This is a genomic window from Burkholderia sp. 9775_39 (assembly GCF_015712225.1).
Classification (GTDB): domain Bacteria; phylum Pseudomonadota; class Gammaproteobacteria; order Burkholderiales; family Burkholderiaceae; genus Burkholderia; species Burkholderia cenocepacia.
Genome location: NZ_JACCQC010000011.1, coordinates 138,617 through 161,851, shown reverse-complemented (window position 1 = coordinate 161,851; position 23,235 = coordinate 138,617). Strand labels below are relative to the sequence as shown.

The window sequence follows — 23,235 nt, the reverse complement described above, 5'->3', positions numbered from 1 at the left end:
GCGCCCGCTCGGGTCGACAGGAGTCTGAAATGAGCAAACAACTGCAAGACGCATACATCGTCGCCGCCAGCCGCACGCCGATCGGCAAGGCCCCGCGCGGTGTCTTCAAGAACACGCGGCCGGACGAGCTGCTGGTCCACGCGATCAAGTCGGCGGTCGCGCAGGTGCCCGGCCTCGACACGAAGGTGATCGAGGACGCGATCATCGGCTGCGCGATTCCGGAAGCCGAGCAGGGCCTGAACGTCGCGCGCATGGGCGCGCTGCTCGCCGGCCTGCCGCAGACGGTCGGCGGCGTGACGGTCAACCGCTTCTGCGCGTCGGGCATCACCGCGCTGGCGATGGCGGCCGACCGCATCCGCGTCGGCGAATCGGACGCGATCTTCGCGGGCGGCTGCGAATCGATGAGCATGGTGCCGATGATGGGCAACAAGCCGTCGATGTCGCCGCACATCTTCGATCGCAATGAAGATTTCGGCATTGCATACGGGATGGGCCTGACCGCCGAGCGCGTCGCCGAGCAGTGGAAGGTGAGCCGCGAAGACCAGGACGCGTTCTCGGTCGAGTCGCACCGCAAGGCGCTCGCCGCGCAGCAGGCCGGCGAGTTCAACGACGAGATCGCCGCCTACACGATCAGCGAGCGTTTCCCGAACCTCGCGACGGGCGAAATCGACGTGAAGACGCGCGAGATCAAGCTCGACGAAGGTCCGCGTGCGGATACGTCGCTCGAAGGCCTCGCGAAGCTGCGCACGGTGTTCGCGAACAAGGGCTCGGTCACGGCCGGCAACAGTTCGCAGACGTCGGACGGCGCGGGCGCGCTGCTCGTCGTGTCGGAGAAGGTGCTCAAGGAATTCAACCTGACGCCGCTCGCGCGCTTCGTGAGCTTCGCGGTGCGCGGCGTGCCGCCGGAAATCATGGGCATCGGTCCGAAGGAAGCGATTCCGGCCGCGCTGAAGGCCGCCGGCCTGAAGCAGGACGATCTCGACTGGATCGAGCTGAACGAAGCGTTCGCCGCGCAATCGCTGGCGGTGATGCGCGACCTCGGCCTCGATCCGTCGAAGGTCAACCCGATGGGCGGCGCGATCGCGCTGGGCCACCCGCTCGGCGCGACCGGCGCGATCCGCGCGGCGACCGTCGTGCACGGCCTGCGCCGCCGCAACCTGAAGTACGGGATGGTCACGATGTGCGTCGGCACCGGCATGGGTGCGGCGGGCATCATCGAACGCCTGTAAGCGGGACGCGACGACAAGCGACGACGGTGCGCGGGCCACGAGCTCGCGCACCGTTTTTTCATTCCGGTAGAGACAGTCAAAGGAGACGGTTGTGGCCGACATTCAAGTGGAACGCGCCGACGGCGTGATGACGATCACGATCGCGCGCCCGGCGAAGAAGAATGCGCTGACGGCGGCGATGTACCAGACGATGGCCGATGCGCTCGCCGATGCGCAGGAAGACAAGGCGGTTCGCGTGATCCTGCTGCGCGGCAGCGACGGCAATTTCAGCGCGGGGAACGATCTCGAGGATTTCCTGAAGTCGCCGCCGAAGGACGACACCGCGTCGGTCTTCCAGTTCCTGGCGCGGATCAGCAGCGCGAGCAAGCCGGTCGTGGCGGCGGTGCCGGGCATCGCGGTCGGCGTCGGCGTGACGATGCTGCTGCACTGCGATCTGGTCTACGCGGCCGATACCGCGACGTTCTCGCTGCCGTTCGTGCAGCTCGGGCTGTGCCCGGAGGCCGCATCCAGCGCGCTGCTGCCGCGTCTGGCCGGCCATCAGGTCGCGGCCGAGAAGCTGCTGCTGGGCGAGCCGTTCGACGCGCTGGAAGCGCACCGGATCGGCATCGTCAACCGCGTGCTGCCGGCGGCCGAACTCGACGCGTTCGCGGCGAAGCAGGCGGCGAAGCTGGCGGCATTGCCGGCGGCATCGCTGCGTGTGACGAAGGCGCTGCTGAAGGAGACGGGCGGCGTGGCGACGCCCGCGCGGATGGCCGAGGAAGCGCGCCACTTCGCGACGATGCTGCGCGCGCCGGAAGCGCGCGAGGCGATGACGGCGTTCTTCGAGAAGCGCAAGCCGGATTTCCGTCAGTTCGACTGACGGAGCGGGCCGCGCCGGCGGCGGAGCGCCGGCGCGATCCGTTGATTGCGGTCAGGCCGTGCCGTAGTCGACGTGGCCGGTTTCGCGGCAGAAACTGACGAGCCGCAGGCCAGCCGCCTTCGCGATCTCGATCGCGAGCGACGACGGCGCGGAGATGGTCGCGACCAGCGGGATGCCGACCCGCGCGGCCTTGCGTACGAGCTCGTAGCTCGCGCGGCTCGACAGGAACACGAAACCGTCGGTGGTATCGGCGCGCGACAGCACGAGCGAGCCGATCAGCTTGTCGAGCGCATTGTGGCGGCCGACATCCTCGAATGCCGCGCGGATCGCGCCTGCTGCGTCGCACCACGCGGCCGCATGCAGGCCGCCGGTCAGTTTCGTGAGCGCCTGATGCGCCGGCAGCGCATGCGCGGCGCGCGCCAGTGCGTCGGGCGCGAGGCGTGCGAGAAAGCCGGTATCGGGCACGCGTTCGGGCGCAAGGTCGAGCAGGTCGATGCTCTCGATGCCGCAGACGCCGCAGCCCGTGCGCCCCGCGAGTGCGCGGCGCCGGTCCTTCAGCGCGGCGAACGCCTGCTGGACCACGTCCAGATGGACTTCCGCATGCGGCAGCGGCGCGTCGGCGTGCAGGATCACCTCGATGTCCTTGATGTCGCTGCCGCGCGCGACGATCCCTTCCGAGATCGCGAAGCCGACCGCGAACGCTTCGAGGTCGCATGGCGTACACATCATCACCGCGTGCGAGATGCCGTTGAAGACGAGTGCGACCGGCCATTCCTGGCCGACGAAGTCGTGCGCGGTGTCGACCGCGCCGCCGCGCGTGCGGCTGACGGGCAGCTCGATCGCGCCGCGCGGTTCGTCGCGAAGTTCGTCGCGCAGTTCGTCTGATTGGGTCGGATTCACGAGCACTCCCGTTGATTCGAAGCACGGCCGGCGACGATCGTGCCGCCGCCCGCGCGCAGAGGTTCTAAAATACCCCAGGCAAGCCGGCCGCGCCGGCATCCGCCACGTCAGGTAACGACCATGGGACTCAGCGACGCTCCGTTGCTCTTCAACTTCGAACACGATTCGTCGGAAAACTTCACGTACATCCCGATGATCGTGCGTTTCAATCTCGACCGCTTCGGCCTGCGGATTTCGCTCGACCAGTGGCAACTGCTGCCGCTCGAGGACCGCAAGCTGCTCGCGCGCTTTCCGGCCGACGACGACACCGCGATCGAGCCCAATTTCGATCATGCGCTGTTCGAAATGCTGCGCACGCACGCCGATCTGGAGCCGTCGTGGTTCCAGCCGGACGAGCAGCCGGCCTGGCGCGCGGTCGACACGGTGCCGGAGTCGCTCGTGCAGCAGAGCGCGCTGGCCGGGCTGCCGGCGCCCGCGCTCGCGCAGTGGCAGCGGCTCGCGCCGTTCCAGCGCTACGTGCTGGTCAAGCTGTCGCGCAAGCCGACGCTGAATCACGATTTCCTGCCCGCGATGCGGGAGTTCGGGCTGACGGCCACGCACTGACGGCCATCTGCCGCGCGGTGGCGCGGCGCGTGCCCGTCAGAGCGGCGGCAGTTGCCGCGGCTTGCGGTCCGGGCCGGTCGCGACGTACGTGAGCGTCGCTTCGGTGACCTTCACGACTTCGCCCATCAGGCGCATGCGCTGCGCGTATACCTCGACGTCGACCGTGATCGACGTGTTGCCGGTGCGCATGATGGTGGCGTAGAAGCTCAGCAGATCGCCGACGAATACCGGCTGCTTGAACACGAACGAGTTGACCGCGACCGTCGCGACGCGGCCGTTCGCGCGCTGGCTCGCGGGGATCGAGCCGGCGATGTCGACCTGCGACATGATCCAGCCGCCGAACACGTCGCCGTGGACGTTCGCGTCGTGCGGTTGCGGGACGACGCGCAGCGCGGGCTGCTTCTGCGGAAGTTCGAGGGTCGAATCGGTCATGGCGGGGGCTTTCATCCTGTAATAAATGGACCGCCGCGCGCAGGCGGGCCGGCGAGGGCGCCGGCAGCGGCGCGAAGCGGCTTCTGCGACAATACAACGTTCACAAATTGTACGAGAAAGCGCGCGAGCCGGCCGTCGGAAGACGGATCCGGCACCGCCGCGCAATCCTTCCCCCATGCGCCGATTTCCCGCTTCCGGCGAGCCCGCGCCGGCTTCGACCGGGCCACGCAACGACTGGCAGACCGTCCGGTCGCTGCTGCCGTACCTGACCACCTACAAATGGCGCGTCGCGCTGGCGCTCGGCTGCCTGATCGGGGCGAAGGTCGCGAACCTCGGCGTGCCGGTCGTGATGAAGCGCATCGTCGACCACCTGTCCTACGTGCAGCAGCTCACCGCGCTCGGCCGTGCCGAACAGTCGGCCGGCATCGTGCTCGCGGGCGGCGTCGGGCTGCTGGTCGTCGCGTATGCGCTCGTGCGGCTGTCGACGTCGCTGTTCACCGAGCTGCGCGAAATCCTGTTCTCGAAGGTCACCGAGAGCGCGGTGCGCCAGCTCGCGCTGCAGGTGTTCCGGCATCTGCACGGGCTGTCGCTGCGGTTTCATCTCGAACGCCAGACGGGCGGCATGTCGCGCGACATCGAGCGCGGCACGCGCGGCATCCAGCAGCTGATTTCGTATTCGCTGTACAGCATCCTGCCGACGCTCGTCGAGGTCGGGCTCGTGCTCGGCTTCTTCGTCGTCAAGTACGAGGCCTACTACGCGTACGTGACGTTCGCGGCGCTCGTCACGTACATCGTGTTCACCGTGAAGGTCACCAACTGGCGCACGCATTTCCGCCGCACGATGAACGAGCTCGATTCGCGCGCGAACTCGCGGGCGATCGATTCGCTGATCAACTACGAGACGGTCAAGTACTTCGGCAACGAGGAGTGGGAAGCGCAGCGCTACGACGAGAACCTGAAGCGCTACCGGAAGGCCGCGATCCGCTCGCAGAACTCGCTGTCGGTGCTGAACTTCGGCCAGCAGGCGATCATCGGCACGGGGCTGGTGTTCATCCTGTGGCGCGCGACGCAGGGCGTGCTCGCGGGCAAGCTGACGCTCGGCGATCTCGTGCTGATCAACACGTTCATGCTGCAGCTGTACATTCCGCTGAATTTCCTCGGCGTCGTCTATCGCGAGCTGAAGCAGAGCCTGACCGACATGGACCGGATGTTCGGGCTGCTGTCCGCGCCGAAGGAAGTGGCCGACCGGCCCGATGCGCCGCCGCTCGCGGTGACCGGCGCGCAGGTGCGCTTCGAGCACGTGAACTTCGCGTACGAGCCGTCGCGGCCGATCCTGCACGACGTGACGTTTACGATCGAGGCCGGCACGACGACCGCGGTGGTCGGCCACAGCGGGTCGGGGAAATCGACGCTGTCGCGGCTGCTGTTCCGTTTCTACGATCTCGACCGGCAGGCCGGCGGCGCGATCCGGATCGACGGCCAGGACATCCGCGACGTCACGCAGGAATCGCTGCGCGCATCGATCGGGATCGTGCCGCAGGACACCGTGCTGTTCAACGACTCGATCTATTACAACATCGCGTACGGGCGGCCGACCGCGACCCGCGACGAGGTGGTCGCGGCCGCGCGCGCCGCGCACATCCACGACTTCATCGAAAGTCTGCCGAAGGGCTATGACACGCCGGTCGGCGAGCGCGGGCTGAAGCTGTCGGGCGGCGAGAAACAGCGCGTCGCGATCGCGCGCACGCTGCTGAAGGACCCGCCGGTGCTGCTGTTCGACGAAGCGACGTCGGCGCTCGATTCGCGCTCGGAACGCGCGATCCAGCACGAACTCGACCAGATCGCGCGGCATCGCACGACGCTCGTGATCGCGCACCGGCTGTCGACCGTCGTGCACGCGCAGCAGATCCTCGTGATGGACCACGGGCGGATCGTCGAGCGCGGCACGCACGACGAACTCGTGCGCGCCGACGGGTTGTATGCGCAAATGTGGGCGCTGCAGCAGCAGCGCGCGGCGGCTGGCGGGGAAGAGGCCGAGGCCGCGTGAGCGCGCAGGCGCCGCGCGACATGGCGGGCGGCGGGAATGGATGGTGGGCGTCCGTCCGGCAGCGGGCGGTGTAGCGGCGTCGCGGTCGGGTGACCGGGCGGATGCCCGCGGGCACGTGATCCGGGCTCGGCCGGGCATTCATCGGCCCGTCAGGCCATCGGCGCCGCGCCGGCTACCCGACGACCGGCGCCCGGCCACGAGACGATCAGCCCGCGGCGGCGCGCAGCCGCGCGTCGAGCTCGCCGAGCTGCGCGGGCGTGCCGACGTTCTCCCAGATGCCTTCGTACAGTTCGCCGCTCGCGTGGCCGGCTTCGATCGCCGCGCGATAGTACGGCGTCAGCGCGCGCCGCGTGCCGGGCGCGAGGTCGCGGAACATCCGCGTGTCGTACAGGCCGATGTTGCCGAACGTGAAGCGCGCGGCGCCGTCGAGCGCCAGACGGCCATCGTCGCCGAGCGCGAAGTCGCCGGCCGGGTGGAACGGCGGGTTCGGCACCATCACGAGGTGCATCGCCGGCGTGTCGAGCGCGGCCATCCGGGCCGCGCGCGGCGCGAGCGTCCGGTAGTCGAACGCGCAATACACATCGCCGCTGACCGCCGCGAACACGGCCGGCTGCCCGTCGCGCTCCAGCAGCGGCAGCGCCTGCGCGATGCCGCCGGCGGTTTCCAGTGCGTCGCCCTCGGCCGAATAGGCGATCCGCACGCCCCAGCGCGAACCGTCGCCGAGCGCGGCCTCGAGCTGCGCGCCGAGCCATGCATGGTTGATCACGATGGTCTCGATGCCCGCCCGCGCGAGCGCCTCGATCTGCCACACGATCAGCGGCTTGCCGCCGGCTTCGAGCAGCGGCTTCGGGCGGGTGTCGGTCAGCGGGCGCATCCGTTCGCCGCGTCCGGCGGCGAAGATCATCGCCGTGGTCAGGGTAGTGCTCATGTTCGACTGGGTGTGGGGGCGGTCAGAACGTATAGCCGACGTCGGCCGGCGCGTTGCCCTCGAGCTCGTCGAGCAGCTTCGCGAACGGCACGAGCGGGCGGTAGCGCAGCGCGACCTTGCGCGCATAAGCCAGGAAGCGCGGCAGGTCGTTCAGGTAGTGCGGCTTGCCGTCGCGGTAGTTGATGCGCGCGAACAGGCCGAGGATCTTGATGTGGCGCTGCAGCCCCATCCATTCGAGCTGGCGGTAGAACTCGCCGAAATCGGGATCGACCGGCAGGCCGGCCTTTTTCGCCTTTTCCCAGTAGTACGCGAAGCAGTCGAGCTCGAACTCCTCGTCCCAGCTGATGAACGCGTCGCGCAGCAGCGACACGACGTCGTACGTCAGCGGCCCGTACACGGCGTCCTGGAAGTCGAGCACGCCCGGATTCGGCTCGCAGACCATCAGGTTGCGCGGCATGAAGTCGCGCAGCATGAAGCCTTGCGGCTGCGCGTGCGCGCTCGCGACCAGCAGCGCGAAGGTGCGCTCGAGCGTGCCGCGCATCGCGTCGGTGACCGGCTTGCCGAGGTGGCGGCCGACGAACCATTCGGGCAGCAGCTCCATTTCGCGGCGCAGGAACGCTTCGTCGAACGGCGGCAGCACGTCGGGCTTCGACGTGAGCTGGAAGCGGATCAGCGCATCGAGCGCGGCGCGCATCAGCGGACGTGCGGCGGCCGGGTCGGCCGGGTCGAGCACCGAGATGTACGACGTGCGGCCGAGGTCGGTCACGAGCATGAAGCCTGCGTCGAAATCGTGAGCCAGCACGTCGGGCACGTGGTCGCCGGCCGCGGCGAGCAGCTGCGCGACCTGGACGAACTCGCGGCATTTCTCGGGCGGCGGCGCATCGACGGCGATCAGCGTGCCGCCGGCACTGGTGGCCGACGCGACCCGGAAATAGCGGCGGAAACTGGCGTCCGACGACGCGGGCGCGAGGGTCGACAGATCGAGGGCGTAGCGCCCGGCGAGCGGGTGCAGCCACGCGGTGAGCGCTTCGAGGCGGGCGTCGGGCTGGGATGCGGCGGATGGGGGCGTCATGAAACTCGGCGGAGGGGGGAACGTCTTGCCATATAATACCCCACGACTTTTTTGACGCGCCCCCGCGTCAGCTTCCGCCGTGCAGGCCCGCCGCCTGTCGCGCCGTCCGCCCGATCGCCTCCCCGGTTTGCGAAGAGCCGCAGTCGCGGCTCGACGGCGCGGCCCGCCGCGCGCGAAGGTGCCGTGCAGGCGCGGTTGACAAGGGGCGATTCGCCAAACGATAGATGCCGCCCAAACCGCTATTCCCGAATGTTTTCCCCGGTGACGGGGCGCCGCGCAAACGGCGGCTCGCGCTCGCGCTCCTGGCCGTGCCCGGCCTCGTGCCGGCCGTGTCGTACGCGCAGCTGTCGGGCGCGGCTGCGCAGCCGCAGCCGCTCGACTCGCCGTGGGATCTGCGTCTCGCACCCCAGCTCGAGGATCATCCGCTGAAGGACGGCGCGAAGCCGGCCGCCTTCGTGATCGCCGACCACACGAGCGGCACCGCCGAGCAGGATCTCGCCGCGAAGGGCTCCGCCGAGCTGCGGCGCGGCGACGCCGTCGTGAAGGCCGACGCGATCCACTACGATCAGGATACCGACATGGCCGATGCGTACGGCCAGGTCAAGGTGGTCAATGGCGGGATGTCGTTCGCGGGCCCCGAGGCGCACATGAAGATCGAGGCGAGCCAGGGCTTCATGACCGCGCCGAAGTATCACTTCAACGTGACGGGCGGGTCGGGTAGCGCGGAGCGCGTCGACATGGTCGACAACGAGCGCTCGGTGTTCGTCAACGGCACATATACGGCGTGCCAGTGCTCGACGAACCCCGCGTGGTACATCAAGGGCAGCCGCTTCGACTTCGATACGGGCGCCGACGAGGGCACCGCGCGCAACGGCGTGCTGTTCTTCCAGGGCGTGCCGATCTTCGCGAGCCCGTGGATGACGTTCCCGCTGTCGGGCGAGCGGCGCAGCGGCCTGCTGCCGCCGACGTTCTCGATGAACTCGAACAACGGCTTCGAGCTGTCGCTGCCGTACTACTTCAACATCGCGCCGAACCGCGACCTGACGCTCACGCCGCGCATCATCTCGCGGCGCGGCGTGATGACCGAGGCGACGTTCCGCTACCTGTCGCCGTCGTATTCGGGCACGTTTACGGCCAATTACCTGCCGGATGACCGGCTCGCGCACCGCAACCGCTACGCGATCTACTGGCAGCACCAGCAGAATTTCGGCGGCGGTTTCGGCGGCTACGTCTACTTCAACAAGGTCTCGGACAACACGTATCCGGAAGACCTCGGGTCGACGAACCAGTTCGTCAACGGGACGCAGACGCTGTACCAGCAGGAAGCCGGCCTCACGTACAACAACGGCCCGTGGTCGGTGCTCGCGCGCTACCAGCACTGGCAGACGCTGCCGCCGTCGATCGCGCCGTACAGCCGCGAGCCGCAGTTGAACGTGAAGTACACGAAGTACAACGTCGGCGGTTTCGACTTCGGCGCGGAAGCCGACTATTCGCGGTTCCGCATCACGACCGCCGATGCGACCCAGGGCGACCGGATCGTCTTCAACCCGTACATCTCGTACGGCGTGTACGGCCCCGGCTACTTCGTCGTGCCGAAGGTCCAGTATCACTTCGCGTCGTACGACCTGGGCTACCTGTCGTCGACCACGCCGAACAACCCGAAGCGCTTCACCGAGTCGATCCCGACCGTGAGCGTCGATTCGGGCCTGATCTTCGACCGTTCGGTGCGCCTGTTCGGCCAGGACTTCATCCAGACCCTCGAGCCGCGCCTGTACTACGTGTACACGCCGTATCGCGACCAGTCGAACGCGCCGCTGTTCGACACCGCGGAATCGGACTTCGGCCTCGCGGAGATCTACCAGCCGAACACGTTCGTTGGTAACGACCGGATCGCCGATGCGAACCGGATCACGGCCGGCCTGACGTCGCGCTTCATCGATCCGCGCACCGGCGACGAGCGCGCGCGCTTCGTGATCGCGCAGCAGTACTACTTCGCCGATCAGCGCGTCACGCTGACGCCGGGGCAGAGCGCCGTGCTGGCGCGCCACTCGGACCTGATCGTCGGCGCCGCGCTGAAGCTCGGCTCGGGCTTCATGTCGGAAACGGCGTTCCAGTACAACCAGAACAACAACCAGCTCGTGAAGTCGAGCGTCGGTTTCGGCTACAGCCCGGGCGAGCGCCGCGTGATCAACGTCGGCTACCGCTATACGCGCGCGAACACCACGCTCGACAACCAGCCGATCAACCAGTTCCTGGTGTCCGCGCAATGGCCGCTCACGCGCCGCCTGTATGCGATCGGCCGTTTCAACTACGACCTCGCCGGAGATCGCGTGGTCGACGGTCTGGTCGGCTTACAATACGACGCGGACTGCTGGGCGCTCGGGGTCGGGGTCCAGCGATTTGCGAACGGCATCAATACGTCGGGACAGCAGAACTCGTCGACGCGATTCATGATGCAGCTGACGCTCAAGGGCCTGTCGACCGTCGACAACGGCCTCGTGTCCGCGTTCCGCGCCGGGGTGCCGGGCTACACGCCGTTGCCGCCGCCGCCGCCGCCGATGTCCCGCTTCAGCAACTACGAGTAACGCCGGCATGTCTGCACCGGTCAGCACGATTTCAATGGAGTTTCAGTGGCAATGAAGAAAACCCTTCGTTTCGCGGCAGTCGTGTCCAGCCTTGCCGCGTCCGCCGCGCTGCTCGCCGCCGCGCCGGCCGCGGCGCAGGCGCTCGGTTCGCAAGGTGCGCAGCTCGCCGACGAAGTCGTCGCGGTCGTCAACAACGACGTGATCACGGGCCGTGAACTCGACCAGCGTGTCGGCTTGATCGCGCGCCGGCTGCAGCAGCAGAACGCGCCGGTGCCGCCGGCCGACCAGTTGCGCGGGCAGGTGCTGAACCAGATGGTGCTCGAACGTATCCAGGTGCAGAAGGCCAAGGATGACGGGATCCGTGTCGACGACGCGACCGTGCAGGCCACGCTGCAGCGTCTCGCGCAGGCGAACGGGATGACGCTCGACCAGTACCGCGCGCGTCTCGAGGCGCAAGGCGTGCCCTGGAGCATCTTCACGAACGACGCGCGCACCGAGCTGACGCTGTCGAAGCTGCGCGAGCGCGAGGTCGACGGCAAGATCACGGTGTCGGACGCCGAGGTCGCGAACTACATCGCGAGCCAGCGCGGGCCGAACGCGTCGCAGCAGCAGGACCTGCGCTTCCAGCACATCTTCATCAAGGCGCCCACCAACGCGCCGCAGGCCGACATCGAAGCCGCGCAGAAGAAGGCGGAAGCGCTGCTGCAGCAGGCGAAGTCGGGCGCCGATTTCGAGCGGCTCGCGAAGAACAACTCCGAAGCGAACGACGCGAAGAAGGGCGGCGATCTCGGCTTCAAGTCGCCGAGCGCGCTGCCGGCCGACGTCGTCGAGGCCGCGTCGAAGCTGCGCCCGGGCCAGGTCAACCCGACGCTGATCCGCGTGCCGGACGGCTTCGAGATCGTGCGCCTCGTCGATCGCCGCCAGAGCCAGGGCGCGAGCGCCGCGGCGCCGAAGATCGTCCAGACGCACGTGCGCCACATCCTGCTGCGCGTCGGCGAAGGCAAGTCGGAAGGCCAGGCGCGTCAGCAACTCGTTGACATCCGCAACCAGGTCGAGGCCGGCGGCGATTTCGCGAAGTTCGCGCGCACCTACTCGCAGGACGGGTCGGCGTCGCAGGGCGGCGATCTCGGCTGGATCAGCCCGGGCGAGACCGTGCCGGAATTCGAGCGTGCGATGAACAACCTGCAGGACGGCCAGATCAGCCAGCCGATTCGTACCGAGTACGGCTACCACCTGATCCAGGTGCTGAACCGCCGCGAAGCGGAAGGGTCGGTGCAGCAGCAGATGGACATCGCCCGCCAGGCGATCGGCCAGCGCAAGGCCGAACAGGCCTACGCCGACTGGCTGCGCGAGCTGCGCGATTCTTCGTACGTGCAGTACAAGATCGGCGGCGTCGGCCCGGCGAACTGAGCGAGCATCGAATGACCACGCCCGCGCTGCAGATCGCGATCACGACCGGCGAACCCGCGGGAGTCGGCCCGGAGCTGACCGTGCAGGCGCTGCGTGACGCCGCGCAGCGTTGGCCCGACGCGCATTTCACCGTGCTCGGCGATGCGGCGTTGCTCGACGCGCGGGCCGCGGCGGTCGGCATCGACCCGGCCACGCTGGCCGGCGGCGCGCAGGTGTCGGTCGCGCATCGCGCGCTGGCCGTGCCCGCGCAGGCGGGCAAGCTGGACGCGGCGAACGGCCGCTACGTGCTCGGGCTGCTCGACGCGGCGATCGACGGCGCGCTGGCGGGCCGGTACGACGCGATCGTCACCGCGCCGCTGCAGAAAAGCACGATCAACGATGCGGGCGTGCCGTTCACCGGCCATACCGAATATCTGGCCGAGCGCACGCATACGCCGCGCGTCGTGATGATGCTGGCCGGCACCGGCCACCGGCCGCTGCGTGTCGCGCTCGCGACCACCCACTTGCCGCTGAAGGACGTATCCGCCGCGCTGACGATCGACGGGCTCGTCGAGACGCTCGCGATCATCGATCGCGACCTGCGGCGCGACTTCGGTCTCGCCACGCCGCGCATCCTCGTGACGGGCCTGAACCCGCACGCGGGCGAGAACGGTTATCTCGGCCGCGAGGAGATCGACGTGATCTCGCCGGCGCTGGCCCGTGCGCATGCGCAACACATCGATGCGCGCGGCCCGTATCCGGCCGACACGCTGTTCCAGCCGCGCCATCTGGCCGATGCCGATTGCGTGCTGGCGATGTTCCATGACCAGGGCCTGCCCGTGCTGAAGTACGCGACGTTCGGCGAGGGCATCAACGTGACGCTCGGGCTGCCGATCATCCGCACGTCGGTCGACCACGGCACCGCGCTCGATCTGGCCGGCACGGGCCGCGCCGATCCGGGCAGCATGATCGCCGCGCTCGATACGGCCGTCACGATGGCGCGCCATCGCCGCGCAGCCTGACGCTGCCGGCTTACCCCATTCGTCGTATTTTTCGTTTTACTCAGTCGATGTCGAACAGCAGACAGCACCAAGGCCATTTCGCGCGCAAGCGCTTCGGGCAGAACTTCCTCGTCGATCACGGCGTGATCGATTCGATCGTCGCGACGATCGGCCCCGCGCGCGGCCAGCGGATGGTCGAGATCGGGCCCGGGCTCGGCGCGCTGACCGAGCCGCTGATCGAGCGTCTCGCGACGCCCGAGTCGCCGCTGCACGCGGTCGAGCTCGACCGCGACCTGATCGGGCGCCTGCAGCAACGCTTCGGCGCGCTGCTGGAACTGCACGCGGGCGATGCGCTCGCATTCGACTTCCGCTCGCTCGCGGCGCCCGGCGACAAGCCGTCGCTGCGGATCGTCGGCAACCTGCCGTACAACATTTCCAGCCCGCTGCTGTTTCATCTGATGACGTTCGCCGATGCGGTCATCGACCAGCATTTCATGCTGCAGAACGAAGTCGTCGAGCGGATGGTCGCGGAGCCGGGCACGAAGGCGTTTTCGCGGCTGTCGGTGATGCTGCAGTACCGCTACGTGATGGAAAAGATGCTCGACGTGCCGCCGGAGTCGTTCCAGCCGCCGCCGAAGGTCGATTCGGCGATCGTCCGGATGATTCCGTACGAGCCGCACGAACTGCCGGACGTCGATCCCGTGCTGCTCGGCGAAATCGTCACCGCCGCGTTCTCGCAGCGCCGCAAGATGCTGCGCAATACGCTCGGCGACTACCGCGAGACGATCGATTTCGACGCGCTCGGCTTCGATCTCGCGCGCCGTGCGGAGGACGTGAGCGTGGCCGAGTACGTCGGCGTCGCGCAGGCGCTTGCGGCGGTGCGCAAGGCCGGATGACGCGGGTCGCGCGCGCCACCGGCTGTATCGAAGAGGCTGCCTGACCGGCGGCCTTTTTTATTGCCCGCGCATCTCGCGTCGGTCGTCACGCCCGCCGGCGCGGCGGCGCGTTGACGAGCGCGATGCCGGTCAGCACGAGCGCGGCCGCGGACATGAAGCGCCAGCCGACCGATTCGCCGAGCAGCAACACGCCGAACGCGACGCCGAACAGCGGCGACAGGAACGTGAAGACGGACAGCCGGGACGCGCTGTAGCGCGTCAGCAGCCAGAACCACGACAGGTAGCTGACGAACGCGACGATCACCGACTGGTACGCGAGGCTCGCCAGCGCGACCGGCGTCACGTGCGCGAACGACATCTGGCCGGACAGCGCGGCGAGCGCGACCAGCACGACCGCCGATACCGCGAGCTGGTAGAACAGCGTCTTGCTCGCGCTGGCCCGCGCGAGCGCCGTCGAGCGCACGACGACCGTCGTCGCGGCCCACATCGCGCCGCCGAGGATCCCGAGCGCGTCGCCGGCGAGCCCGGCCAGCACGGACGCGCCGGGCGCGCGCGGCTTCAGGAAGCCGTCCGCGAACGCGAGCGCGATGCCGGCGAAGGCGAGACCGACACCGGCCCATTGCGTGCGCTGCAGCCGCTCGCCCGGGGCGAACAGGTGCAGGCCGAGCGCGGTGAAGCACGGCGCCGTGTACAGGAAGATCGCCATGTGCGACGCGCTCGTCAGCGTCAGTCCGAAGAACACGCAGATGAATTCGCCGGCGAACAGCGCGCCGGCGGCGAGCCCCGCGCCGAACGTGCCGTCCGCCTGGAACAGCGGCGTGCCGCGCGTGCGGGCCCAGCCCCATAGCAGCACCGCCGCGATCACCGAGCGCAGCCCGGCCTGGAACATCGGTGCGATCGCGGCGTTCGTGCTCTTGATCGCGACCTGCTGGAAGCCCCAGATCGCGCACAGCAGCAGCATCAGGCCGACCGCGCGCGTATCGAGCGCGCGGCGCACGGGGGCGGCGGCAAGCGCGGTCATCGGCGCGCCTCGCGGGTCCGGTATGACGGCGGCGAGGTCAGGCGGGCGGCGCGTCCGGCGCGCTCGAATCGGCGGTTTCGCACGGCAGTGTGGGGTAGGGAAGAGTGGGTGGTCGCGGTCGGGCGGCGGGACGCATGCCCGCTTTTGGTGCGAAGTGGAAGGATGTTACCCGATCGGCGCGGTGGTCGGGCGGGCCGGAGTGTGACGTTTTCTGCCGTTGCGCTTGCGTCGGGTCAACCGATGCGCCGCCTCGGCCGTGCGCCGGGCGGGGCGCCTCCAGCTGGGCGCCCCCGGCTGGGCGCCCCCGGCTAGGCGCCCCCGGCGAAATTCACCCGTCTCCGGTAGAATTTCCGGTTCTGGAAAGTCCCCACAGGAGTACAACACATGCGTTTGCTGCATACGATGCTGCGAGTCGGCGATCTCGACCGCTCGATCAAGTTCTACACCGAATTGCTCGGCATGAAGCTGCTGCGTCGCGAGGATTATCCGGAAGGCAAGTTCACGCTCGCGTTCGTCGGCTACGAAGACGAGAGCACGGGCACCGTGATCGAACTCACCCATAACTGGGAGACGCCGTCCTACGATCTCGGCAACGGCTTCGGCCATCTGGCGGTAGCGGTCGACGATGCGTACGCGGCCTGCGAGAAGATCAAGGCGCAAGGCGGCAAGGTCACGCGCGAGGCAGGCCCGATGAAGCACGGCACGACCGTGATCGCGTTCGTCGAGGATCCGGACGGCTACAAGATCGAGTTCATCCAGAAGAAGTAAGCGCGGGATGAACCGGGCCGCGGCGTGCGATGTGCGCCGCGGCAGCGAAAAAGGGCGATGCGGGGTAATCCGCATCGCCCTTTTTCGTTGGAGCCGAAGCCGCGCGCGTCAAAGCGACGGCAGCAACTCGGGCGGATGATGCTTGAGCGTATGCCGCGCTTCGCGGAACTCGGGGAAGATCGATTCGACGGTCTGCCAGAAGGCCGGGCTGTGGTTCATCTCGCGCAGGTGCGACAGCTCGTGCGCGACGACGTAGTCGATGATCGACATCGGGAAATGGATCAGCCGCCAGTTCAGGCGGATCTTGCCGTCGCTCGAGCAACTGCCCCAGCGCGTCGCGGCCGACGACAGCGCATACATCGAATACGTGACGCCGAGCTTTTCCGCGTAGACGACGAGGCGTTCGCCGAAGATGCGTTTCGCTTCGCCCTGCAGCCAGCCCTGCACGCGATCCTTGATCTGCTGCATGTCGGCCTGCACGGGCAGCGGCAGCGACAGCCGCAGCGCATCGGCATCGAACGCGACGGCGCCCGCGCCGAGCGCGATCGTCACCGTCTTGCCGAGATACGGCAGCTGCGCGCCGTCGCGCCAGTCAATTTGCGGCAGCGCGCGCTGCTCGGTGCGCGTCTTCCACTCCGCGAGCTTCGCGAAGATCCAGCGTTGTTTCTCCGCGATCGCCGCTTCGATGTCGGCGAGCGTGACCCAGCGCGGCGCGGTGATCGACAGCCCGCTGCCGTCGATCGTGAAGCCGATCGTACGGCGCGCCGAGCGCTTCAGCCGGTATTCGAGCACGCGGCTGTCGAGCGCGAACGTGCGCACGCGCGAGCGATCGGGCGCCGGGCCCGGATCGAGCGGTGCGGCGGGTGCGACTTCAGGCGGCGCCGGCGGGGCGGCGGGCGCCGACGGCGCCGCGGCCGGCCCGTCGAAGAGCGGCAGATCCATCTGGCGATGATCGAGGGCCACGACGGCAGGCCGTGGCCGCGGACGCTGTTTCATCAGTTCGCTTCTTTTTGTCGTACGCAACGGCTGCAATCCGGGGCTTCAGGCGCGCGCGGCATCGCGTGTGCCGGCGTTGCCCGCCTGACGATACGCATCGGGATCGATGCGGCGCATTTCCGCTTCGATCCATGCTTCGACCTGCGAGTTCAATGCATCGGGCGTCAGCCCTTCGCTCGCGATCGGCTTGCCGATCGACACCGTGACGACGCCCGGGAATTTCGTGAACGAGTTACGCGGCCACACCCGCCCTGCATTGTGCGCGATCGGCACGACCGGCGTGCCGGTTTCGATCGCGAAGCGCGCGCCACCCGTCTTGTACTTGCCCTGCTTGCCGACCGGCGTGCGCGTGCCTTCGGGGAACATGATCATCCATGCGCCTTCCGACAGGCGCTTCTTGCCCTGGCGGATCACCGAATTGAACGCGTTCTTGCCTTCCTTGCGGTTGATGTTGACCATGTGCAGCAGCCCGAGCGCCCAGCCGAAGAACGGCACGTACAGCAGCTCGCGCTTGAACACGTAGCAGAGCGGCTTGGGCATCAGCGCCGGGAACGCGAGCGTCTCCCACGCGGACTGGTGCTTCGACAGCAGCACGGCCGGGCCGTCGGGCAGGTTTTCCATCCCTTCGATCCGGTAGCGGATGCCGTTCAGCCAGCGCACGACCCACAGCGTCGACTTGCACCAGCCGGCCGCCATCCAGTAGCGCGCGTCGGGGCGCATGAACGGAAACGCGATGAAGCACGCGGTGGCGTACGGCACCGTGTACAGGATGAAGTAGATCAGCAGCAGCAGGGAGCGGACGAAGCGCATCGGCGTGAGTCTGGCGTTGGGGAGGATGCGCGCGGCAGCCGCATCACTCGTGTTCGTGTGAAAGAAAATCGAGCGCAAACGCGCGCAGGTCGTCGTGGACCTTCGTGCCGGGCGGCAGATTGCCCGCGGCGAGCGTTTTCTTGCCCTTGCCGGTCAGCACGAGGTGCGGCTGGAAGCCGACCGCGACGCCGGCCTGCAGGTCGCGCAGCGAATCGCCGACGACCGGCGTGTGATCGGGATCGATCTCGAAGCGCTCGGCGATCATCTGCATCATGCCGGGTTTCGGCTTGCGGCAGTCGCAATGATCTTCGGCCGTATGCGGGCAGAAGAACACCGCGTCGATGCGCGCGCCGACCGCGGCCGCCGCGCGATGCATTTTCAGGTGCATCTCGTTGAGCGCGGCCATGTCGAACAGCCCGCGACCGATGCCGGACTGGTTGGTCGCGACGACCACGCGGTAGCCCGCGTGGTTGAGCCGGGCGATCGCCTCGAAGCTGCCGGGCAGCGCGATCCATTCGTCGGGCGTCTTGATGAACGCGTCCGAATCGACGTTGATCACGCCGTCCCGGTCGAGGACGACGAGCTTTCGGTTGGGGCTGGTCGGCATCGGGCGGCCCTTATGCGGCGAGCTTCGAGATGTCGGCGACGCAGTTCATCTGCTGGTGCAGCGCGGACAGCAGCGCGAGACGGTTCGCGCGCAGGGCCGGATCTTCCGCGTTGACCATCACGTCGTTGAAGAACGTGTCGACCGGCGCGCGCAGCGCGGCGAGCGCCGACAGCGCGCCCGTGTATGCACGCGCCTCGAGCTGCGACTGCACGTGCGGCGTGACGGCCGCGAGCTGTTCGTGCAGCGCCTTCTCGGCGGCCTCGACGAGCAGCGTCGGCTGCACCGCGCCGTTCGCGCCGCCTTCCGACTTCTTCAGGATGTTCGAGATCCGCTTGTTCGCGGCCGCGAGCGCTTCGGCTTCCGCGAGGCGCGTGAATTCGCGCACCGCGTCGAGACGCGCGACGAGATCGTCGATGCGCGTCGGATTCAGGCTCAGCACCGCGTCGATTTCGCCGGCCGAATAGCCGCGCTCGCGCAGCAGGCCGCGCAGGCGATCCATGAAGAACGCGAAGATCGCGTCGGTCGATTCGGCAACGCCCGGCACGCCGTTAAAGCGTGCATGGGCCGTGCGCAGCAGCGAGACGAGATCGAGCGGCAACTGCTTTTCGAGCAGCAGGCGCAGCACGCCGAGCGCGTGGCGGCGCAGCGCGAACGGATCCTTCTCGCCGGTCGGCGCGAGGCCGATGCCCCAGATGCCGACGATCGTTTCGAGCTTGTCCGCGAGCGCGACGGCGGTCGACACCGGCGTGGTCGGCAGTGCGTCGCCGGAAAAGCGCGGCTGGTAGTGCTCGGCGCATGCGAGCGCGACGTCGTCGGCTTCGCCGTCGTGGCGCGCGTAGTACGTGCCCATCGTGCCCTGCAGTTCCGGGAACTCGCCGACCATGTCGGTCAGCAGGTCGGCCTTCGCGAGGCGCGCGGCGCGCTTCGCGTGCGCGGTGTCGGCGCCGATCGCAGGGGCGATTTCGCCGGCCAGCGCCTCGAGGCGCTCGACGCGGGCGAGCGCCGAACCGAGCTTGTTGTGATAGACGACGTTCGCGAGTTGCGGCACGCGGTCGGCGAGCGGCTTCTTCTTGTCCTGCTCGAAGAAGAACTTCGCATCGGCGAGGCGCGGGCGCACGACGCGCTCGTTGCCCTCGATGATCTCGCCCGGCGTCTTCGTCTCGATGTTCGACACGATCAGGAAGCGCGAGCGCAGCTTGCCGGCGACGTCGGTCAGCGCGAAATACTTCTGGTTCGTCTGCATCGTGAGGATCAGGCATTCCTGCGGCACCTGCAGGAATTCGTCCTCGAAGCGGCACGGGTAGACGACCGGCCATTCGACCAGCGACGTGACTTCGTCGAGCAGCGATTCGGGCATCACGACCGTGTCGCCGTTCGCATGTTCGTTCAGCTGCGTGCGGATCGTTTCGCGGCGATCGGCGAAGTGCGCGATCACGCGGCCCTTGTCGCGCAGCGTGTCGGCGTACGCGCGGGCGTGCTGGATCGCGACCAGGCCGTCGGACAGGAAGCGGTGGCCGAGCGTCGTGTCGCCGGCGTCGACGCCGAACGCGGTGACGGGCACGATGCGGTCGTCGTGCAGCACCGTCAGGCGATGCACCGGGCGCACGAACTTCACGTCCGAGCCGTCCGGGCGCTGGTACGTCATGAATTTCGGGATCGGCAGCTTCGCGAGCGCCTCGTCGAGCGCGGCCTGCAGGCCGTCGGCGAGCGTGGCGCCGGCCGCCGAGTAATTGATGAAGAACGCTTCGGCCTTGCCGTCCTGCGCGCGCTCGAGATCGGCGATCGACAGGTTCGGGTGGCCGAGCGCCGCGAGCTTCTTCGCGAGCGGGGCCGTGGGCTTGCCTTCGGCGTCGAGCGCGACCGACACGGGCAGGACCTTTTCGCGGACCTGCCGGTCAGGCGCGACGGCGCGCACGTTCTGCACGACGACCGCGAGGCGGCGCGGCGTGGCGTAGCGTTCGAACACGAGTTCGCCTTCGACGAGGTCGCGCGCCGCGAGGCGTTGCGCGAGACCTTCGGCGAATGCGTCGCCGAGGCGCGCGAGGGCCTTCGGCGGCAGCTCTTCGGTCAGCAGTTCGACGAGCAGGGGGGCGGGATGATTGTGCGTCATGGTTGGATTGAATCTCGTCTCGTCAGACCTGATCGATCTTGCGTTCGACCTTGAGCGGCGGCGCCCATGCCGGCTGGGCGGCGTCCTGGGCGTCGGTGGTGAGGCCCGGCACGCCCGGCGGGTTGCCGAGCATCGGGAAGCCGAGCTTCTCGCGCGAGTCGTAGTAAGCCTGCGCGACGAGACGCGACAGTGCGCGGATGCGGCCGATGTACGCGGCCCGCTCGGTCACCGAGATCGCGCCGCGCGCGTCGAGCAGGTTGAACGTGTGGCCGGCCTTCAGCACGAGTTCGTACGCGGGCAGCGCGAGCTGCGCGTCGATCATCTTCTTCGCTTCCGCTTCGTAGCTGTTGAAGAACGTGAACAGCAGGTCGACGTTCGCGTGCTCGAAGTTGTAGGTCGACTGCTCGACCTCGTTCTGGTGGTACACGTCGCCGTACGACAGGCGGCGCAGCTCGGGGCCGTTCGGGCCTTGCTCTTCCCACTCGGTCCACACGAGGTCGTACACGTTCTCGACCTTCTGCAGATACATCGCGAGGCGCTCGAGGCCGTACGTGATCTCGCCGAGCACCGGCTTGCATTCGAGCCCGCCGACTTCCTGGAAATACGTGAACTGCGTGACTTCCATCCCGTTCAGCCACACTTCCCAGCCGAGGCCCCACGCGCCGAGCGTCGGGTTCTCCCAGTCGTCCTCGACGAAGCGCACGTCGTTCTGCTTCAGGTCGAAGCCGAGCGCCTCGAGCGAGCCGAGGTACAGGTCGAGGATGTTTTCCGGCGCCGGCTTGAGCACGACCTGGTACTGGTAGTAGTGCTGCAGGCGGTTCGGGTTTTCGCCATAGCGGCCGTCCTTCGGGCGGCGCGACGGCTGCACGTACGCGGCGCGCCACGGCTCGGGGCCGACCGCGCGCAGGAACGTGTGGACGTGCGACGTGCCCGCGCCGACTTCCATGTCGATGGGCTGGAGCAGGGCGCAACCCTGCTTGTCCCAGTAGGACTGCAGCGTCAGGATGATTTGCTGAAACGTAAGCATGAAGAGCCTTCGTGGCGCTGGCGCTCCGTTGCGGACGGCGCTCCGGGCGGGCCCGGAGGGTCGGCTCGCGCGGCGGCGCGGCTTGTTAGTGTGCTGAAACGCGTAATTTTACCGGATCGGCGACCGGATGCGGCCGGAAGGCCGATGCGGGCATCGCCGCACCGCTCCCGCGGCCTGCGCGCACGCGCGCGGCGCCCCTGCCGCGGCGCGTCGCGCGGGCGGTAAGATGCGCGTATTGCGGCGCGCCACGCGTGCCGCGTCACCGCTTGCCGATGCCGATTGCATGGACGAACCGACCGACATTCTGATTCCGCTGCTTCCGCCGTTCCTCGCGCTGCTCGGGCAGGCCGCCGACGCGCAGGCGCGCGGCGAGCGCCCCGCGCACGATCTGTGGCTGGCCGCTGCCGCCCATCTGCATGCGGTCGATGCCGACGCGCTCGTGCGGCTCACGACGGCGCTCGTCGCGCGGCAGCGCACGGCCGACGCGCTCGCGCTCGCCGAATGCGCGGTGCGCGTGCAGCCGGGCGCGGCCACACACTTCAACCATGGCTATGCGCTGCAGATGGCCGGCCGTCACGCGGACGCGGTCGCGCCGTACCGCGCGGCGCTCGCGATCGATGCCGGCTGGCCGTCGCTGCGCAACAACCTCGCGATCGCGCTGCGCTTGTCGGGCGCCGATCGCGCGGAAGAGATCGCGTTGCTCGATGCGGCCGTGCAGCACGATCCGCGGGACGTGCAGGCATGGATCAACCTCGTCGTCGCGCGGATCGCGACGCACGACCTGGACGGTGCGCTCGCGTGCGCCGCGCGGCTCGTCGAGCTCGCGCCCGACAACGCGCTCGCGATGAACAACGTCGCGATGGCGATGAAGGAGGCGCAGCGCTGGGACGAGGCCGAGCGCCATGCGGCGCGCGCCTGCGAACTCGCGCCCGACGATGCGTCGTTCCGCTTCAATCTCGCGATCATCCAGCTGGTGCGCGGCAACCACGCGGCCGGTTGGCGTGGCCACGAGGCGCGCTGGGACGGCGCGGGCGAGTTGCGCGGCCGCCGGCCGGCGCTGCCGGGCCCGCGCTGGCAGGGCGAGCCGCTCGCCGGCAAGACGCTGCTGGTGTGGGGCGAGCAGGGGCTCGGCGACGTGCTGCAGTTCTGCCGCTTCGTCGTGCCGCTCGCCGAACGCGTGCATCGCGAAGGCGGCCGGCTCGCGTGGAATACGTTTCCGGCGCTCGGCACGCTGATGCAGCGCAGTCTCGGCGCGCACGCGGACGTGTTCGGCGCGGGCGGCGGCATCGACGCGCTGCCGGCATTCGATTACGAAGTGCCGCTGATCGGCCTGCCGCTGATGCTCGGGATGGAGGCGTCGACGCTCGCCGCGTCGGTGCCTTACCTGCGGGCCGAACCACGCGCACGTGATGCATGGCGCGCGCGGCTCGCGGGCGATGGCCGGCTGAAGGTCGGGCTCGTGTGGACGGGCAGCGCGGGCCATCAGCGCAATCCGTTCCGGCGCGTCGGGCTCGAGCGCTATGCCGACGCGTTTCGCGGCATCGACGGCGTCGCGTTCTATTCGCTGCAGCCGGGTGCGGATGCGGATGTCGCCGCCGCGCGCGCGGCGGGCTTCGCGATCGACGACTACACGGCCGAGTTGAAGAGCCTCGACGATACGGCCGCGTTCATCGGCGCGCTCGATCTCGTGATCACCGTGTGCACGTCGGTCGCGCACCTGGCCGGCGCGCTCGGTGCGCGCACCTGGGTGCTGCTCGACGTGAATCCGCACTGGCCGTGGCTGCTCGATCGCGCGGACAGCCCGTGGTATCCGACCGCGACGTTGTACCGGCAGCCGACGTTCGGCGCGTGGGCGCCGGTGATGGAGGAAGTGAGCCGCGATCTGCGCGGCCTTGCCGCGCAGCCGGCGCAACAGGATCGATCGAACTGATCGTCCCGGCCCGCCTGAGCGGCCG

20 protein-coding genes are annotated in these 23,235 nt (G+C 68.6%); 10 read left to right on the top strand and 10 right to left on the bottom strand.

The genetic code is table 11. The annotated features are described in order from the left end of the window. Positions 1-29: 29 nt before the first annotated feature. Together H0X90_RS17210 and H0X90_RS17205 are read left to right on the top strand one after the other, a co-directional pair. Positions 30-1,229 carry an acetyl-CoA C-acyltransferase gene (locus H0X90_RS17210; RefSeq protein ID WP_006485733.1) on the top strand — a complete coding sequence of 400 codons (1,200 nt, stop codon included), beginning with the start codon at positions 30-32 and terminating at the stop codon, positions 1,227-1,229. A 91-nt stretch (positions 1,230-1,320) separates the two neighbouring features. Next, the gene (locus tag H0X90_RS17205; protein ID WP_006485740.1) at positions 1,321-2,088 is read left to right on the top strand and encodes an enoyl-CoA hydratase; all 768 of its coding nucleotides are present in this window, start codon (positions 1,321-1,323) and stop codon (positions 2,086-2,088) included. A 51-nt stretch (positions 2,089-2,139) separates the two neighbouring features. Here the strand turns inward: H0X90_RS17205 and fdhD are convergent, their stop codons facing one another. Beyond that, entirely contained in the window at positions 2,140-2,994 is an 855-nt protein-coding gene (fdhD, locus tag H0X90_RS17200; RefSeq protein ID WP_102898858.1) for a formate dehydrogenase accessory sulfurtransferase FdhD, read from the bottom strand. A gap of 114 nt (positions 2,995-3,108) precedes the next feature. Here fdhD and H0X90_RS17195 point away from each other — a divergent pair, with 114 nt between their 5' ends. Beyond that, positions 3,109-3,591, top strand: a complete 483-nt coding sequence (locus tag H0X90_RS17195; protein ID WP_012492415.1) for a nitrate reductase associated protein — start codon at positions 3,109-3,111, stop codon at positions 3,589-3,591. Between the two features lie 36 nt (positions 3,592-3,627). On the opposite strand, the gene H0X90_RS17190 is transcribed toward H0X90_RS17195, so the two are convergent. Continuing rightward, on the bottom strand, positions 3,628-4,023 hold the full coding sequence (locus tag H0X90_RS17190; RefSeq protein ID WP_006485741.1) for an acyl-CoA thioesterase: 396 nt from the start codon (positions 4,021-4,023) through the stop codon (positions 3,628-3,630). A gap of 175 nt (positions 4,024-4,198) precedes the next feature. Here H0X90_RS17190 and H0X90_RS17185 point away from each other — a divergent pair, with 175 nt between their 5' ends. Then, positions 4,199-6,070, top strand: a complete 1,872-nt coding sequence (locus H0X90_RS17185) for an ABC transporter ATP-binding protein/permease (protein WP_077189721.1) — start codon at positions 4,199-4,201, stop codon at positions 6,068-6,070. Positions 6,071-6,275: 205 nt separating this feature from the next. On the opposite strand, the gene murU is transcribed toward H0X90_RS17185, so the two are convergent. Next, positions 6,276-6,998: an N-acetylmuramate alpha-1-phosphate uridylyltransferase MurU gene (gene murU / locus H0X90_RS17180; protein WP_043205701.1), complete on the bottom strand. Its 723-nt coding sequence runs from the start codon at positions 6,996-6,998 to the stop codon at positions 6,276-6,278. Positions 6,999-7,020: 22 nt separating this feature from the next. Beyond that, the gene (locus tag H0X90_RS17175) at positions 7,021-8,070 is read right to left on the bottom strand and encodes an aminoglycoside phosphotransferase family protein (protein ID WP_006485734.1); all 1,050 of its coding nucleotides are present in this window, start codon (positions 8,068-8,070) and stop codon (positions 7,021-7,023) included. Between the two features lie 224 nt (positions 8,071-8,294). On the opposite strand from H0X90_RS17175, the gene H0X90_RS17170 reads away from it, so the two are divergent. From H0X90_RS17170 to rsmA, 4 genes are read left to right on the top strand one after another with little or no spacing between them, the layout of a single operon-like run. Further along, positions 8,295-10,655 (top strand): LPS-assembly protein LptD, encoded by a 2,361-nt coding sequence (locus H0X90_RS17170; RefSeq protein ID WP_006485743.1) that lies wholly within the window; start codon positions 8,295-8,297, stop codon positions 10,653-10,655. A 51-nt stretch (positions 10,656-10,706) separates the two neighbouring features. Further along, on the top strand, positions 10,707-12,065 hold the full coding sequence (locus H0X90_RS17165; protein WP_034178516.1) for a peptidylprolyl isomerase: 1,359 nt from the start codon (positions 10,707-10,709) through the stop codon (positions 12,063-12,065). Between the two features lie 11 nt (positions 12,066-12,076). Then, positions 12,077-13,066 carry a 4-hydroxythreonine-4-phosphate dehydrogenase PdxA gene (gene pdxA / locus H0X90_RS17160; RefSeq protein ID WP_062884331.1) on the top strand — a complete coding sequence of 330 codons (990 nt, stop codon included), beginning with the start codon at positions 12,077-12,079 and terminating at the stop codon, positions 13,064-13,066. A gap of 47 nt (positions 13,067-13,113) precedes the next feature. Continuing rightward, a complete protein-coding gene (rsmA, locus tag H0X90_RS17155) occupies positions 13,114-13,941 on the top strand; it encodes a 16S rRNA (adenine(1518)-N(6)/adenine(1519)-N(6))-dimethyltransferase RsmA (RefSeq protein ID WP_034201387.1) in 828 nt (275 codons plus the stop codon). 85 nt (positions 13,942-14,026) lie between these two features. On the opposite strand, the gene H0X90_RS17150 is transcribed toward rsmA, so the two are convergent. After that, complete coding sequence (locus H0X90_RS17150; RefSeq protein ID WP_006491616.1) at positions 14,027-14,962, bottom strand: DMT family transporter; 936 nt, start codon at positions 14,960-14,962, stop codon at positions 14,027-14,029. A 384-nt stretch (positions 14,963-15,346) separates the two neighbouring features. Between H0X90_RS17150 and gloA the strand changes: the two genes are divergently transcribed. Continuing rightward, entirely contained in the window at positions 15,347-15,730 is a 384-nt protein-coding gene (gloA, locus tag H0X90_RS17145) for a lactoylglutathione lyase (RefSeq protein ID WP_006477863.1), read from the top strand. Between the two features lie 108 nt (positions 15,731-15,838). Here gloA and H0X90_RS17140 read toward each other — a convergent pair whose 3' ends face one another. From H0X90_RS17140 to glyQ, 5 genes are read right to left on the bottom strand one after another with little or no spacing between them, the layout of a single operon-like run. Further along, on the bottom strand, positions 15,839-16,726 hold the full coding sequence (locus H0X90_RS17140) for a M48 family metallopeptidase (RefSeq protein ID WP_034201389.1): 888 nt from the start codon (positions 16,724-16,726) through the stop codon (positions 15,839-15,841). Between the two features lie 45 nt (positions 16,727-16,771). Then, positions 16,772-17,536, bottom strand: a complete 765-nt coding sequence (locus H0X90_RS17135; protein ID WP_006488592.1) for a 1-acyl-sn-glycerol-3-phosphate acyltransferase — start codon at positions 17,534-17,536, stop codon at positions 16,772-16,774. 43 nt (positions 17,537-17,579) lie between these two features. After that, positions 17,580-18,143: a D-glycero-beta-D-manno-heptose 1,7-bisphosphate 7-phosphatase gene (gmhB, locus tag H0X90_RS17130; protein ID WP_006488591.1), complete on the bottom strand. Its 564-nt coding sequence runs from the start codon at positions 18,141-18,143 to the stop codon at positions 17,580-17,582. Positions 18,144-18,153: 10 nt separating this feature from the next. Beyond that, positions 18,154-20,253 (bottom strand): glycine--tRNA ligase subunit beta, encoded by a 2,100-nt coding sequence (glyS, locus tag H0X90_RS17125; RefSeq protein WP_006488597.1) that lies wholly within the window; start codon positions 20,251-20,253, stop codon positions 18,154-18,156. A 22-nt stretch (positions 20,254-20,275) separates the two neighbouring features. Further along, complete coding sequence (gene glyQ / locus H0X90_RS17120; protein ID WP_006488593.1) at positions 20,276-21,280, bottom strand: glycine--tRNA ligase subunit alpha; 1,005 nt, start codon at positions 21,278-21,280, stop codon at positions 20,276-20,278. 283 nt (positions 21,281-21,563) lie between these two features. Here glyQ and H0X90_RS17115 point away from each other — a divergent pair, with 283 nt between their 5' ends. Continuing rightward, positions 21,564-23,210 (top strand): hypothetical protein, encoded by a 1,647-nt coding sequence (locus tag H0X90_RS17115; RefSeq protein ID WP_077189720.1) that lies wholly within the window; start codon positions 21,564-21,566, stop codon positions 23,208-23,210. The last annotated feature ends 25 nt before the right edge of the window (positions 23,211-23,235 follow it).

What these genes read in the sequence shown, in the direction of transcription:
- H0X90_RS17210 (WP_006485733.1), top strand. Translation starts at nt 30, where the DNA reads ATGAGCAAACAACTGCAAGACGCATACATCGTCGCCGCCAGCCGCACG.
- H0X90_RS17195 (WP_012492415.1), top strand. Translation starts at nt 3,109, where the DNA reads ATGGGACTCAGCGACGCTCCGTTGCTCTTCAACTTCGAACACGATTCG.
- H0X90_RS17190 (WP_006485741.1), bottom strand. Translation starts at nt 4,023, where the DNA reads ATGACCGATTCGACCCTCGAACTTCCGCAGAAGCAGCCCGCGCTGCGC.
- H0X90_RS17185 (WP_077189721.1), top strand. Translation starts at nt 4,199, where the DNA reads ATGCGCCGATTTCCCGCTTCCGGCGAGCCCGCGCCGGCTTCGACCGGG.
- murU (WP_043205701.1), bottom strand. Translation starts at nt 6,998, where the DNA reads ATGAGCACTACCCTGACCACGGCGATGATCTTCGCCGCCGGACGCGGC.
- H0X90_RS17175 (WP_006485734.1), bottom strand. Translation starts at nt 8,070, where the DNA reads ATGACGCCCCCATCCGCCGCATCCCAGCCCGACGCCCGCCTCGAAGCG.
- H0X90_RS17170 (WP_006485743.1), top strand. Translation starts at nt 8,295, where the DNA reads ATGCCGCCCAAACCGCTATTCCCGAATGTTTTCCCCGGTGACGGGGCG.
- H0X90_RS17165 (WP_034178516.1), top strand. Translation starts at nt 10,707, where the DNA reads ATGAAGAAAACCCTTCGTTTCGCGGCAGTCGTGTCCAGCCTTGCCGCG.
- pdxA (WP_062884331.1), top strand. Translation starts at nt 12,077, where the DNA reads ATGACCACGCCCGCGCTGCAGATCGCGATCACGACCGGCGAACCCGCG.
- rsmA (WP_034201387.1), top strand. Translation starts at nt 13,114, where the DNA reads ATGTCGAACAGCAGACAGCACCAAGGCCATTTCGCGCGCAAGCGCTTC.
- H0X90_RS17150 (WP_006491616.1), bottom strand. Translation starts at nt 14,962, where the DNA reads ATGACCGCGCTTGCCGCCGCCCCCGTGCGCCGCGCGCTCGATACGCGC.
- gloA (WP_006477863.1), top strand. Translation starts at nt 15,347, where the DNA reads ATGCGTTTGCTGCATACGATGCTGCGAGTCGGCGATCTCGACCGCTCG.
- H0X90_RS17140 (WP_034201389.1), bottom strand. Translation starts at nt 16,726, where the DNA reads ATGAAACAGCGTCCGCGGCCACGGCCTGCCGTCGTGGCCCTCGATCAT.
- H0X90_RS17135 (WP_006488592.1), bottom strand. Translation starts at nt 17,536, where the DNA reads ATGCGCTTCGTCCGCTCCCTGCTGCTGCTGATCTACTTCATCCTGTAC.
- gmhB (WP_006488591.1), bottom strand. Translation starts at nt 18,143, where the DNA reads ATGCCGACCAGCCCCAACCGAAAGCTCGTCGTCCTCGACCGGGACGGC.
- glyS (WP_006488597.1), bottom strand. Translation starts at nt 20,253, where the DNA reads ATGACGCACAATCATCCCGCCCCCCTGCTCGTCGAACTGCTGACCGAA.
- glyQ (WP_006488593.1), bottom strand. Translation starts at nt 21,280, where the DNA reads ATGCTTACGTTTCAGCAAATCATCCTGACGCTGCAGTCCTACTGGGAC.
- H0X90_RS17115 (WP_077189720.1), top strand. Translation starts at nt 21,564, where the DNA reads ATGGACGAACCGACCGACATTCTGATTCCGCTGCTTCCGCCGTTCCTC.